At 33.9% G+C, this 13,135-nt stretch carries 13 protein-coding genes; 9 read left to right on the plus strand and 4 right to left on the minus strand.

Annotation, left to right across the window (positions count from 1 at the left end; all coding sequences use genetic code 11):
- The first annotated feature begins 17 nt into the window (after positions 1–17).
- The 3 genes from AC1RPN_RS00980 to AC1RPN_RS00990 all read left to right on the plus strand — a co-directional run bounded on the left by AC1RPN_RS00980 (position 18) and on the right by AC1RPN_RS00990 (position 3,217).
- Entirely contained in the window at positions 18–1,304 is a 1,287-nt protein-coding gene (locus AC1RPN_RS00980) for a PTS sugar transporter subunit IIC (RefSeq protein WP_409021736.1), read from the plus strand.
- A gap of 64 nt (positions 1,305–1,368) precedes the next feature.
- Positions 1,369–2,775 (plus strand): glycoside hydrolase family 1 protein, encoded by a 1,407-nt coding sequence (locus tag AC1RPN_RS00985; protein ID WP_481760985.1) that lies wholly within the window; start codon positions 1,369–1,371, stop codon positions 2,773–2,775.
- Between the two features lie 19 nt (positions 2,776–2,794).
- Positions 2,795–3,217, plus strand: coding sequence for a DUF3284 domain-containing protein (locus tag AC1RPN_RS00990; RefSeq protein WP_481760984.1), 423 nt, complete (start codon positions 2,795–2,797; stop codon positions 3,215–3,217).
- 48 nt (positions 3,218–3,265) lie between these two features.
- Here AC1RPN_RS00990 and AC1RPN_RS00995 read toward each other — a convergent pair whose 3' ends face one another.
- Positions 3,266–4,123 carry a DegV family protein gene (locus tag AC1RPN_RS00995; protein ID WP_481760983.1) on the minus strand — a complete coding sequence of 286 codons (858 nt, stop codon included), beginning with the start codon at positions 4,121–4,123 and terminating at the stop codon, positions 3,266–3,268.
- Positions 4,124–4,645, minus strand: coding sequence for a DUF1836 domain-containing protein (locus AC1RPN_RS01000; protein WP_481760982.1), 522 nt, complete (start codon positions 4,643–4,645; stop codon positions 4,124–4,126).
- Positions 4,646–4,807: 162 nt separating this feature from the next.
- Between AC1RPN_RS01000 and AC1RPN_RS01005 the strand changes: the two genes are divergently transcribed.
- Positions 4,808–6,226 (plus strand): C69 family dipeptidase, encoded by a 1,419-nt coding sequence (locus tag AC1RPN_RS01005; RefSeq protein WP_481760981.1) that lies wholly within the window; start codon positions 4,808–4,810, stop codon positions 6,224–6,226.
- Between the two features lie 167 nt (positions 6,227–6,393).
- Here AC1RPN_RS01005 and AC1RPN_RS01010 read toward each other — a convergent pair whose 3' ends face one another.
- Positions 6,394–7,104: a GntR family transcriptional regulator gene (locus tag AC1RPN_RS01010; protein WP_481760980.1), complete on the minus strand. Its 711-nt coding sequence runs from the start codon at positions 7,102–7,104 to the stop codon at positions 6,394–6,396.
- 362 nt (positions 7,105–7,466) lie between these two features.
- Between AC1RPN_RS01010 and AC1RPN_RS01015 the strand changes: the two genes are divergently transcribed.
- The 5 genes from AC1RPN_RS01015 (at position 7,467) to AC1RPN_RS01035 (ending at position 11,979) form a co-directional block, all read left to right on the plus strand.
- Positions 7,467–8,849: a glycoside hydrolase family 1 protein gene (locus AC1RPN_RS01015; RefSeq protein WP_481760979.1), complete on the plus strand. Its 1,383-nt coding sequence runs from the start codon at positions 7,467–7,469 to the stop codon at positions 8,847–8,849.
- The gene (locus AC1RPN_RS01020) at positions 8,849–10,297 is read left to right on the plus strand and encodes a PTS sugar transporter subunit IIC (protein WP_481760978.1); all 1,449 of its coding nucleotides are present in this window, start codon (positions 8,849–8,851) and stop codon (positions 10,295–10,297) included. Before AC1RPN_RS01015 ends, AC1RPN_RS01020 begins: the two co-directional genes overlap by 1 nt.
- A 15-nt stretch (positions 10,298–10,312) precedes the next feature.
- Entirely contained in the window at positions 10,313–10,633 is a 321-nt protein-coding gene (locus AC1RPN_RS01025) for a PTS sugar transporter subunit IIB (RefSeq protein WP_481760977.1), read from the plus strand.
- A 30-nt stretch (positions 10,634–10,663) separates the two neighbouring features.
- Positions 10,664–10,987 (plus strand): PTS lactose/cellobiose transporter subunit IIA, encoded by a 324-nt coding sequence (locus tag AC1RPN_RS01030; RefSeq protein WP_481760976.1) that lies wholly within the window; start codon positions 10,664–10,666, stop codon positions 10,985–10,987.
- A 110-nt stretch (positions 10,988–11,097) separates the two neighbouring features.
- Positions 11,098–11,979 carry an ROK family protein gene (locus AC1RPN_RS01035; protein ID WP_481760975.1) on the plus strand — a complete coding sequence of 294 codons (882 nt, stop codon included), beginning with the start codon at positions 11,098–11,100 and terminating at the stop codon, positions 11,977–11,979.
- Between the two features lie 78 nt (positions 11,980–12,057).
- Here the strand turns inward: AC1RPN_RS01035 and AC1RPN_RS01040 are convergent, their stop codons facing one another.
- A complete protein-coding gene (locus tag AC1RPN_RS01040; RefSeq protein ID WP_481760974.1) occupies positions 12,058–12,945 on the minus strand; it encodes a phosphate ABC transporter substrate-binding protein PstS family protein in 888 nt (295 codons plus the stop codon).
- Positions 12,946–13,135: the final 190 nt, after the last annotated feature.

Here is a 13,135-nt window from a genome sequence, read left to right on the forward strand (position 1 = left end):
TTAAGGAGGAACTACTCATGGACAAATTTATAAAATGGATGGATATTCACTTTATTCCAGTAGCTTCAAAAATTGGGGCACAAAGACATTTGGTGGCAATTCGAGATGCATTCGTTGTTATTATGCCACTTATGATTTTAGGTGCTCTGGGAACATTAATTAATAACTTACCAATTCCAGGTTTTTCAAATTTTATGGACGGACTATTTCCTAAAATAGTTAACGATGTTCCAATCTGGAAGGGTGTAGGAGCAGGCGTTTGGAATGCTAGTTTTGGTATTATGTCATTATTCGTTGCATTCTTAGTAGCTCATAACGTTGCAAAATCATATGGTAAAGATGGTATGGCTGCTGGTACAGTATCAGTTGCTTCATTCTTCGCTTTAGGTGGTTTGCAATTAGCTGGGATGTCTTCAGTAGGATTATTCGTTGCACTTGTTGTCGGTTTGGTTTCAGCAGAATTATTCCAACGTTTAAGTGGTAACAAACATTTAATCGTTAACATGCCTGATGGTGTTCCACCTGCTGTTGCAAAAGCATTCGCTTCATTATTTCCAGCAATGATTGTTGTTACAATCTTTGCCTTTATCAATACATTATTCCAAGGATTCGGCGTAACTGATATTATTGCATCATTCTACAAACTTGTTCAAGAACCATTTATGGGCTTGGCAAATTCATATCCATCAGCATTATTATTAGCATTTATTGCACCATTCTTATGGTTCTTTGGTTTACATGGAGCTAATATGATTGATCCATTAATGCAAACAATTAACGCACCTGCTATTGCAGCTAACGTTAAAGCACTTAGTGAAGGTAAAACAATTCCTTTTATCGTTAACAAACCTTTCTTCGATTCATTTGTTAACTTAGGTGGAACTGGTGCAACTATTGGTTTGATTATTGCCATCTTCATTGTTGGTCGTAAAAATAAACCTTACAAAATGATTGGATCACTATCAGCAGCTCCTGGTATTTTCAATATCAATGAACCAATGATGTTTGGACTTCCAATTGTGTTGAATCCAATTATGTTCGTACCATTTATTTTGACACCAATGGTACTTGTGACTGTTGCGTATATTGCAACCGCCACTGGAATTGTGCCAGCAGCAACGGTAATGCCCCCATGGGTTACACCACCAGTAATTGGCGGGATTTTGGCAACTAAGAGTTTAGCTGGTGGGGTTTTAGCCGCAGTTAATGTGGTTATCTCAGCGTTAATTTACGCACCATTCGTTATCTTAGCAACAAAACAAATTGAAAAAGCTGAAGCAGAAGCTGAAGCAGCAAAAAAATAAAATAAAAGCGAATCTCTTTACGTTATTCTGTAAAGAGATTTTGTGTTAAATAAAGGAGTTTACTATGGTTAAATATGAATTTCCAAAAGATTTCTGGTGGGGGTCAGCTGCGAGTGGACCACAATCTGAAGGTCGTGTTTCAGGAGATGGAAAAGCTGATAATATTTGGGATGCTTGGTATCAAGCAAGCCCTGAAAAGTTCTTTAATCAGGTTGGACCCGAAAATACATCAAGGGTTTATCAAAAATACCAAGAAGATATCTCTTTGATGAAACAAACAGGTCATAATTCATATCGGACTTCAATTCAGTGGTCACGTTTGATTCCAAATCCATTCACTGGAGAGGTTAATCCTGAAGCTGTTACCTTTTATAACCATTTAATAGATGATTTAATTGCCGCTGGAATTGAACCTTTTATGAACCTTTACCATTTTGATATGCCAATGGTGTTACAAGAAAATGGTGGTTGGTTAAATCGTGAAGTTGTAGACTTGTATACGGACTATGCAGAAACTTGTTTTAAATTATTTGGCGATCGCGTTAAAAAATGGTTTACTCAAAATGAACCGATTGTTCCAGTTGAGGGTGGGTATTTATATGGATGGCATTTACCTGATGAACGTAATTTAAAGCATGGTGTCCAGGTGGCTTATCATGAAGCATTGGCAAGTGCTAAAGCAGTTGAAAAGTATCATTCACTCAATTTAGGTGGCACAATTGGGATTATTTTAAATTTAATGCCAACGTATCCAAAAGATGAGACAAATCCAGCAGATGTTAAAGCAGCCAAATTTGTTGATGGATTCTTTAATCGTTCATTTTTAGATCCCGCAATTAAAGGCACTTTCCCTCAAGATATTGTTGAGTGGTTGCATGAATATGACTTAATGCCAATCTATCATCAAAGTGATTTAGATGTTATTAAAGAAAATACTATCGATTTATTAGGCGTTAATTATTATCAACCAAGGCGAGCAGCGGCGAAAATAATTAAAGCCGAACCAGAAGGTGAAAATGGCTGGATGCCTGAAGATTTTTATACAGTATACGATATGCCTGGAAAAAAAGTTAATCCTTATCGTGGCTGGGAAATTTATGAAAAAGGAATTTATGATGCACTAATCAATATTAAGGATAATTATGGTAATATTGATTGTTTCATCTCTGAAAATGGGATGGGTGTTGAAGATGAAGCCAGATTTATTAATGCAGATGGGCAAATTAATGATGATTATCGAATTGAATTTGTTCAAGATCATTTGAAATGGGTTCATAAGGCACTTGAAGAAGGTAGTAACGTTCATGGCTACCATATGTGGACATGTATGGATAATTGGTCATGGTTAAATGCTTACAAGAACCGTTACGGATTTATTAGTGTTGATTTAGATAATGAAGCAAAACGCACAATTAAGAAGAGCGGTTACTGGTTTAAAAAAATGACAGAACAAAATGGATTTAATGACTAAAAATGGAGGCGAATGACTGATGGAAATGGAAATGAAATTAAAAATGCCTGCAGATTATCTATTTGATCAAATTATGGAGTCCGTACTATATGATATTAAAGATCAGACAGGTCAGAAATTAACAAAAAATCAATTAGAGGGTTTTGCGTTCACGAAAAAGTTTTCAAAAACACAATCAGCTGCTTTAAAAGTAACAAAAATAGTTGAAAACGAAAGTTATCATTTTCAAACGGATAACAATCGTAATAAATTTGATGTAAGTTACGATATTAAGGTAATTGATGATAAACGTTGTTTGTTAAGTTATAAAGAAGTCATGACTTCTAAAGGCAAGATGCAACAAATGAATGATGCCTTCATGAGTATTCTTATGAGTTTCTTTAAGAAGAGAAATTTCAAAAAAATGCTTAAACAAATTGAAAATAAGTATGCAACTAATTAGACTAAAAATAAAGAAGCAAACCGTATTTATCGGTTTGCTTCTTTATTTTTAGTCTAAAATTTCAACACCAATACCGATAACACCAGGGCCAGCATGAACACCAAGAGCAGGTGATGCATCGCCAAAGTAAAAATGTTCAGCATTTGGATACTTAGTTTTTAAGGTTTCGAAGATACTTGCTGCTAAAGGCTCATTATTACCATATGCAACGGCTATATCGAAATGAAGAGAATCGCCAATCTTATCATCAACGAGTGATAATAATTTTTTTAGTGCAGCTTTTTCGCCTCGAGCTTTTGCAATAGGATAATAAATACCATTTTCATCACATGAAATAATTGGTTTGATGTTTAAGAGATTCCCCATAAGACCAGAGACACGTCCAATACGGCCACCAACTTGAAGATAGTGTAGGGTTGGTAAATAGAAAAAGACACTACTTCTATCAACCGCTAGTTGAACCTTTGTGACAATTTCGTCAAAATAATTGCCTTCTTTAATTAAGTTTGATGCTAAAATACCAGCTAATCCACCACCAATACCAACATTTTTTGTATCGATGACTTCAACAGTTAATGATGATAATTTGGCGAATGTTTTAATTGAATTATAAGTACCAGACAAACCGCTTGAGATCGTTGTTGCAATAACATGTGTATAGCCATCGGCTTTAATTTGGTCAAAAACGTCGTTAATTGAGCCACCTGAAGGCGTTGCGGTTGTTGGAATCTCAGTCTCCATACGTTCATAAACTTCCGCAGGTGAGATAGAGATACGATCTAAGTAAGTTGCATCACTGAATGTAATTAAAATAGGGACCATATAAATATGTTCCTGTTCCATAAATTCTTTAGGAATATCCGAACCTGAATCTACTAATACTGCTATTTTTTCTTTACTCATCATTTAATTGGCCTCCTTCATTAATATAACTAATTTTTCACTGATAATATGATTAATCACGGCACTTGCAGCCGTTCGTTGTTCTAATTCAATGATTGTTGTTTCAGTCGTGACGGGCTTTAAGTTGGTATCAAAGGTTAAAGATTTAAGTTGTTCGTTAAAAATTAAAGCGAAGTTCATGTAAGCATCTTCAGATGAGTTATCGACTAAAATTTGGTCGATACCATTCTTGATAACATCTAACGGAAAAGCAGATTTTAAAACAGTAATAACAATGATTGCTGCTAAATGTTCCTTGCGATATCTTTTTTTGATGGGTTTAAACATAACTTCTTTTTTTACGTAATTATTGACCATTGTAGGTGTTACAGGCATTAAGTGTAATGGCTCTAAGTATTGATTAACAAGTTTCACGGATTGATCCATATAAAGGTCTAATTCCGGGAAATCTTGCCAATCAGGTAATGTAATTTTCTTTAAGCTATCTAGCCAATTTAAAAAAGATGATGGAACTTTTTGGCTCAAATGATAACCCCCCTTAACGTAATATCTTTATATTAGCATTTACATCTAGAGTTGTAAACTAGATTTAACTGTTTCTTAAAGTATATAAAAATAGCATGTTTATATGAAGATAAAAGTTGTACACTATAAGGGTATTTAATAATGAGAAGGAGTGAATTATTTATGATGGAACAAGCATGTACAACAATTTTAGTTGGTAAGAAGGCCACAATTGATGGCTCAACGATGATTGCTAGAAATGATGATACGTTTTTGCCTATTACACCACAACGATTCTTGATGTACCCTGCAGTAACCGGACGTCATGAAACGTTAACTTCGAATAAAAATGGGTTTACTGCACCATTACCAGAAAATGGGTATCGCTGGACAGCAACACCTAATGTTGAGGTATCCAGCAAAGGTGTCTTTGATGAAAGTAGTATTAATGAAAAAAATGTTGCAATGAGCGCAACAGAAAGTGTCTATGCGAATGAACGTGTTTTAGCATACGATCCTTTAATTAAAAATGGTTTAGCAGAAGATTCATTACAAACAATGGTTGCACCTTATATTAAATCAGCAAAACATGGTGTTGAATATTTAGGGGCTTTAATTACAAAATACGGTTCACCTGAAGGAAATGGTGTCTTATTTAGTGATAAAAATGATGTTTGGTACATGGAAATTGTTACCGGACATCACTGGATTGCACAACGTATTCCAGATGATGCTTATGCTGTTGCAGCTAATCAAGTTGCTATTCAAGAAATTGATTTTGATAATACAGATAACTTTATGTGGTCAGACGGTATCCGTGAATATGTAGAAGAGCATCATTTAAACCCTGATAAAACAGGCTGGAACTTCCGTCATATTTTTGGAACAGACACAGAAAAAGATCGTCATTACAACACACCTCGTGTCTGGTATGGTCAACGTTGTTTGAATCCAGAAATTAAGCAAGAACCAACTTCAAGTGAATTACCATTCATTTGTTACGCAAATAAAAAAATCAGTGTTGAAGATGTGACTGCTATTTTAGGTTCACATTACAATGAAACACAATATGATCCATTTGGTCATGGTGCTGATGAAGATCGTTTACGATTCCGTCCTATTTCAATGAATAGAACACAAAATGCACACGTTCTTCAATTGAGAAATAATGTTGATGATGCACATTCTGCATTAATGTGGATCTGTTTAGGTGTTCCAGCATTTGCACCATTTGTGCCATTCTACACGAATGCAACAGACACAGACCCAAGTTACAGCGAAACACCGTTAACACTAGATATGAATAGTGCTTATTGGATGTATCGTACGGTTTCGATGTTAACAGAATCACATTATTCTCATTTTATTCAAGAAAATGTTGATTACTTAAAGGCATGTCGTCAACAGTTGAAGACGATGGTTGCTGATATTGATGCAGCATCTACAGATATGAGTGGGGATGAATTAACAAACTACCTCACACAACAAAATTACGCAATTGTTGCTGATATGCGTGAAAGAACGATGAACATGATTGGTCAATTCATTACTGAAGGATTAACATTATCTAAATTAACATTTAACATGGATGCTAATTTATAAAAATAATATTTAACATGGATGCTAATTTATAAAAATAATATTTAAATACTTTGTACGCAAAAAGGCGTAATTCCAATATAACTTTGGAATTATGCCTTTTTGCGTACCCACATATATTAAGTACAGATAATTATTTTTAATGTAAGTTAGTTCATAAGTGTGCCAGTTTAATTTGATTCAAAAACAAAATAAGAGCGTTTATTAAATTCATTTCTTGATTTTGAGTACTCGATGGCGTGACCATTCACAAGCCAAACAATTTGTTCTACTTCTAATATTGGCGTTTGTTCAACAACGTTTAAATAATTGATATCTAATTCAGTGGCTTGTCTGGCTTGTATTTTTCTAGACATACCTGACATATTTAACCCTAACGTATTTTTAATATAACTATATATGGAAGTTTCCAGTACGGATTTTGATAAACCTGGAACTAATTTAACAGGCATGTACGTATCTTCCAAGATGAAAGGATTTCCATCTAAAAGTCGGAGTCTAATAATATGGTATGTTGGCTCTTCTGCACTAATATTTAAATGAGTTTGAACCTCTTTTTGAGGGAATACAACTTCAAACTTAATGACGTGACTTGTTATTCTGTCCCGTCCTTCTTGTTTACTTAATCCATCAAAATTATCTGCCGGTGCATCAACGCTATTGATAAGAGTCGAGGGACCTATAACAACTGTTCCAAAACCAGATTTTTTTAATATAAATCCTTCTCGTGCTAAGTCATCTAACGCCTTCTTTAAGGTTATTGAACTGACATCGAAGCTAGCAGATAATACTTTTTGATCAGGTAAAATGCTACCTTTTGGATATATATTAGAAAGTATTCGTTCCCGAATTATATTTTTAACTAACTCATATTTTTTCATAAATCCCTGTTCCCCCATAGATTTTAATGTCAAATTTAGTATTATTTAAACTTTAGGTGCGATTTTAAAAAGTATATTACTCTGCTTATTAAAAATTAGATCTCAAAAAAAATAGGTATGATGTAACTATTTTAGAATTAGAGAATATTGTACCGATATTTAGTATGACTAATTAATCGGTTAATACCGAATTATAACACTCAACTACCCTCTTTTCTATATAAGTGATAGCCAGAGTTTAATAAAACATATATCTTTTGTATAACAAAAGTATTGTTTTATTATACAAAAGATATATAATAGTAAATGAAAGCGATTTCTTAGTTAAAAAATAATTTATTAGAAGAAGGGTTGATTGATATATGATAAATGAAAATAAGATGCCTAAAGGTTTTTATTGGGGTAATTCTGTATCAAGTATGCAGACAGAAGGAGCATGGCAGGCAGATGGTAAAGGGCTATCAGTTTATGATATCCGTGACTCAGATAAAGGTGTATCCGATTGGCACGATGCGATTGATGAGTTTAACAGATATGAAGAAGATTTGGATTTAATTGCAGATATGAATATGAATATGTATCGCATTCAGATATCGTGGACTCGAATAGTACCTGATGGTGATGGAACTATCAACGAGAAAGGTTTTGAGTATTATGACCGATTAATTGATGGGATGATTAAGCGTGGTATTGAGCCAATGGTTTGTCTCTATCACTTTGACATGCCGTTAGCGTTGGCCCAAAAGCAAAGTGGATTTCTATCTCGTAAAACTGTTGATGCTTTTGTTAGGTTTGGGAAAGTCGTTATTGATCATTTTTCAGACAGAGTTAAATATTGGATTACATTTAATGAACATAATCTATACTTCACTGATGAAACATTTCATATTTCTGGATATACCAAGACGGAAAAAACAATTGACGATATGTATACCATATTCCATCATACGATGATAGCTCACGCACAAATTGCACAATATATTCATGAACAATATAAAGAACTTAAGATTGGAGGTATGTTGGCATATACACCAGTTTATCCAGCAACGACTAATCCAAAAGATTCTTTTGCAGTAAGAAAACAAAATGAATTTATTTATGAAAATCTAAATTCGTTATTTGTCGGACAATCATATTCTCCTGAAGTACTTAAATATATAGAAGTGAATAATATTCAAATGGATTTTAAAGATAGAGATAAGCAATATTTAAATAAAATTAAATCTGATTTCATTTCCTTTAGTTACTATCGCACAATGGTCATGGATGCTGATAAAATTCCAAGTGACGAGGCACCAAATAGATATATGAATTATAGTGTAGAAGAAAATACTTATTTATCTAGTAGTGAGTGGTCATGGAATATTGATCCCTTAGGATTCCGAAATGTAATTACAGATTTGCATAATCGTTATAGATTACCTGTATTTCCAATTGAAAATGGAATTGGCATCAAGGAGCACAGGGACAGCACAAATATAATCCAAGATGATGCTCGAATTGAATATCATAAAAGTCATATTAAGGCTATGAAGGATGCAATGTTTATTGATGGTGCTCAAGTTGTGGGCTATCTGGGTTGGGGATTAATTGATATTCCTAGTTCACATGGTGACATGGAGAAAAGATATGGTGCAGTTTTTGTTGATAGAACAAATCATGATTTGAAAGATATGAAGAGAGTTCCAAAAAAATCATATTATTGGTTTAAGGATATCTTAGAAGAGAATGGAGAAAAAATATAATGGAAAATAAAACTGAAAATAAAGCAAACACGTTCATTACGAATAAGTTATTACCTATAATTATGAAATTTGTGAATACAAAACCTATAAGGGCTCTGCAAGATGGAATGGTATACGCATTACCTTTTATTATTATAGGATCCATATTTTTAATTTTGTCCAATTTCCCGGTGCCAAGTGTTGCAGATGCGCTTAAAGATTCAGGTTGGTCAGCATTTTTCACACAAGCATATACAACAACATTTGGTATTTTATCTATCTGGGCGGTAGTTGGTATCGCGTACGTATATGTTCGTAATGAGGGATATGAGGCATTACCCGCTGCATTGACAGCATTATCATCTTTCTTGATGTTACAGATGCTCCAAGTGGCCGCACCTTTAGCCGGAGTAATGGGTAAAAATGGAGCAGGTATTGTTAACAGTGCTGGTAAAGAGGTCCTAAGTGGTTCTGCAATAACAGAAAATATAGACAAATTACCTCATTCGCTTCAATCATTCATGCAGTCGCCAGTTAATGGTGTAATTAACATTAGTTGGTTGAGCGGTCAAGGAATGGTGGCTGCAATTATTGTAGGTATTTTGGTAGGTTGGGCATATACAAAAATGATTAAAGCTGGTTGGAAAATAACACTCCCAGAACAAGTGCCAACTAGTGTTGCTAATCAATTTACTGCCATGATTCCATCTGGTGTTATATTAACTGTTACTATGTTAATCTTTGCTTTAATTAAGACAGTGTTAAATACAGATATGTTAAATCTCATTTATAAGATGTTAGCAGCACCTATGCAAGGACTATCAGATTCATTAATTGGGGCTATATTGATTGCCTTCTTAGTATCATTCTTTTGGTTCTTTGGTGTTCACGGAGGACTGATTGTCGGTGGAATTGCAGGAGCCTTCTTAATTCCTAATACTTCTGGAAACGCTGCTTTATATCAAGCTGGTAAATTATCGTTAGGTAACGGGGCACATATTGTTACTAATGAATTTTATAATAATTTTATTAACTTGACGGGATCTGGAATAACCATCGGACTAGTTATTTTCACACTAGTTGCAGCTAAATCTGTTCAGCTTAAAACAATCGGTAAAATTGAGCTTATTCCAGCTATTTTTAATATTAATGAGCCTTTTCTTTTCGGATTACCTTTAGTTATGAATCCATTTTTAGCTATACCATTTTTCATGGTACCAGTTATTGTAGCAATCTCTACTTATGGGGTAATTTATTTCGGAATTGTACCACCTTTAAATGGTGTTGCGGCACCTTGGACAACGCCAGCAGTTATTTCAGGATTTTTAATTGGAGGTTGGAAGATGGCCTTATGGCAAGCGGTAACGTTAGTAATATCAGCTGTCGGATACTATCCATTCGCTAAAAAATATGATCAATATTTATGTAATCAAGAACAAGAGCAAGAATTAAATAATAAAGCAGAGTGAAAGGAATAAAAAATCATGGAGAAAAAAATTATTATGTTAGCTTGTTCAGCTGGTATGTCTACATCTCTACTAGTATCAAAAATGCAGGCGGCAGCTTCTAAGCAGAAAAAAGATTATGAAATATTTGCAACATCAACATCAGATGTAGACCATCAAATTGAAAGTGTTCATCCGGATGTATTGTTATTAGGGCCACAGGTCAGTTATATGAAGGAAGAAATTAAAAGTAAAACTGATGCTGCTGGAATTCCTATGGACGTCATTGATATGCTAGATTATGGGATGATGAACGGTGAAAAAGTATTACAAACAGCAGTAAATTTAATTGCGGAATAAAATAAATTTAGTGAAATGGGGATGAAAAATATGAATGATAAAGATATGACTGTAATAATGGGAATTATTATGGAATCGGGGAATGCGAAGGGATTTGCCGCTCAAGCAATCCGCATGGCTGAGCAGTCTGATTTTTCTAAATCTGATGATTTTATGAACCAAGCACAAGAGGCGTTAACTAAGGTGCACAATATCCAAACTACTTTGTTAACAAAAGAGGCCAATGGTGAAAAAACGAAACTTAATTTGTATTTGATACATTCGCAAGATTGGCTAATGACGAGTATCTGTTATATTGATTTAGCTAAAGAAATTATAACTATGTATAAATCAATTAAAAAAAACGCCGTATAAAATGACGCATTATAGACGTGCTATGAGAACTTCTTTAATTTAATACGTTTATTAAAAATTATAATTATCAGATACTAAAAATATTAGTCGAATGACTGAAAAGGAGAACAATGGGAACTATATTAGCAATTGATATTGGTGGGACAACCGTAAAGTATGGAGAATGGAAAGAAAATCAGTTCATTTCACGTGGTAAGAGGGAGACCCCTGAGACGTGGAAAGATATGAAAACTTTAATTAAAAATTTATATAATAGTTGTCAGAACGCTGAAGGTATAGCCATTAGTTCTCCAGGATCAGTTGATACGGTAAATGGAATTATTCATGGGATTAGCGCCATCCCTTATATACACAATTTTCCGATTAGGGATGAGTTGGAACAATATTTAGGCGTACCAGTTTCTATACAAAACGATGCTAATTGTGCAGCATTAGCTGAGAATTGGATTGGAAACGCTAAAGATGTAGATGATTTTGTTTCTATTATCATTGGATCTGGAGTTGGTGGTTCTGTAATAATGAATAAAAAATTAAAGGCCGGAAGTAATCTATTTGGTGGCGAATTTGGGTACATGATTTTAGATGTAAATGATGATCGTACTTTCAGTGAGTTGGTTAGTCCAGTAAATCTTGCCAAACAGTATTCTTCAGAAAATAATCGTGAAATTAACGGAAAACAATTATTTGATTTATCTGACTCTGGTGATGATAAGGCATGCCAAATTGTAGATGATTTTTATAAACATTTAGCCGTAGGAGTGTTTAATCTACTTGTATCGTATGATCCTGACCTTGTTTTAATTGGAGGCGCTATATCTGAAAGACCTGGTTTGATTAAAACACTAAATAAATATATTAATCAATTAATCATTGCCAAACGTGCGGATGGCCTTAAGTATAATTTAAAAACATGTTATTTTTATGGAGATGCTAATATGATTGGCGCAATATACCAATATAAAACAAATTTCATAACCTTTAACACTATTTAAATATAAAAAAGCTCATAATTATTAGATTTAGATCTAATAATTATGAGCTTTTTGTATTGAATGTTCTATTTTTTACAGCTATTTATTAATTTCTTCAATAGTACCCTTAGCGTCTTTTTCAACTTTCATATCTGAAATTGAGATATAACCTAATTTCTTGATTAAGCCGTTTTGAATTTTGTCTGATTGAATATAACCAATAAATTTAGCTGTTGCGTAGTTAGGAGAACCTTTAGTATACATATGTTCGTATGACCAAATTTTCCAATTGTTTGTTTCAACATTTTTTGATGTTGGTTTAACGTTATCAATAGATAATGCTTGGATGTTATCTTTTAAGTACGAGAATGCTAAGTAGCTGATGGCACCTGGTGTTGAAGATACCATTTTTTGAACTGTACCGTTTGAATCTTGTTCTTGTGTTTGTTTAGCTGTTTTATTTGGAAGGATACTACTATCAAATACGGTACGTGTACCCGAACCAGAAGCACGATTAATGACAACAATCGCTTGGTCTGCTCCGCCAAGTTCTTTCCAGTTTGTTGTCTTACCTAAGAAAATGTTAGCAAGTTGTGCTTTTGAGAGGTTAGTTACTTTTGTATCTTTGTTGACAACAGGTGCAATACCAACAACGGCAACTTTGTGATCAACAATCTTTTTAGCATCTACGCCGTCTTTTTGTTCTGCAAAAATGTCAGAATTACCAACGGTAACAGCACCTGTAGAAACTTGGCTTAAACCAGTACCTGAGCCACCACCTTGCACGCCAATTGTTAAACCTGAATTATCTGCTTGATAGGTTTCAGCTGCTTGTTCAACTAAAGGTTGTAAAGCAGTTGATCCAACAATAGTAATTTTACCTGTAATTTTTGATGAATCATCTGAAGAAGATGATGATTTACCACATCCTGCCAACAATAAAAGACCCATTGCTGCTATCGAAATAATTGCTGTTTTCTTTCTCATAATTAACTTCCCCTTTTATTTTGTATTCGTATTTAAGAACAACTTCATAATATCAGTTAAATGTTATGGTTCTGTATGAATCGTGTAATGATTTACACCTGAAATTGTAAAGAATGGGTAAAGGTGGAGCGAAATACTTTGCTTTTGTGAGTGTGATTATCTATAATAAAAACCAGCTCATTATGACAGT

This window comes from Dellaglioa sp. CoH-57-MRSF-20, assembly GCF_056781955.1.

What these genes read in the sequence shown, in the direction of transcription:
- AC1RPN_RS01010 (WP_481760980.1), bottom strand. Translation starts at nt 7,104, where the DNA reads ATGAAAAAATATGAGTTAGTTAAAAATATAATTCGGGAACGAATACTT.
- AC1RPN_RS01015 (WP_481760979.1), top strand. Translation starts at nt 7,467, where the DNA reads ATGATAAATGAAAATAAGATGCCTAAAGGTTTTTATTGGGGTAATTCT.
- AC1RPN_RS00990 (WP_481760984.1), top strand. Translation starts at nt 2,795, where the DNA reads ATGGAAATGGAAATGAAATTAAAAATGCCTGCAGATTATCTATTTGAT.
- AC1RPN_RS00980 (WP_409021736.1), top strand. Translation starts at nt 18, where the DNA reads ATGGACAAATTTATAAAATGGATGGATATTCACTTTATTCCAGTAGCT.
- AC1RPN_RS01040 (WP_481760974.1), bottom strand. Translation starts at nt 12,945, where the DNA reads ATGAGAAAGAAAACAGCAATTATTTCGATAGCAGCAATGGGTCTTTTA.
- AC1RPN_RS00985 (WP_481760985.1), top strand. Translation starts at nt 1,369, where the DNA reads ATGGTTAAATATGAATTTCCAAAAGATTTCTGGTGGGGGTCAGCTGCG.
- AC1RPN_RS00995 (WP_481760983.1), bottom strand. Translation starts at nt 4,123, where the DNA reads ATGATGAGTAAAGAAAAAATAGCAGTATTAGTAGATTCAGGTTCGGAT.
- AC1RPN_RS01030 (WP_481760976.1), top strand. Translation starts at nt 10,664, where the DNA reads ATGAATGATAAAGATATGACTGTAATAATGGGAATTATTATGGAATCG.
- AC1RPN_RS01035 (WP_481760975.1), top strand. Translation starts at nt 11,098, where the DNA reads ATGGGAACTATATTAGCAATTGATATTGGTGGGACAACCGTAAAGTAT.
- AC1RPN_RS01025 (WP_481760977.1), top strand. Translation starts at nt 10,313, where the DNA reads ATGGAGAAAAAAATTATTATGTTAGCTTGTTCAGCTGGTATGTCTACA.
- AC1RPN_RS01020 (WP_481760978.1), top strand. Translation starts at nt 8,849, where the DNA reads ATGGAAAATAAAACTGAAAATAAAGCAAACACGTTCATTACGAATAAG.
- AC1RPN_RS01005 (WP_481760981.1), top strand. Translation starts at nt 4,808, where the DNA reads ATGATGGAACAAGCATGTACAACAATTTTAGTTGGTAAGAAGGCCACA.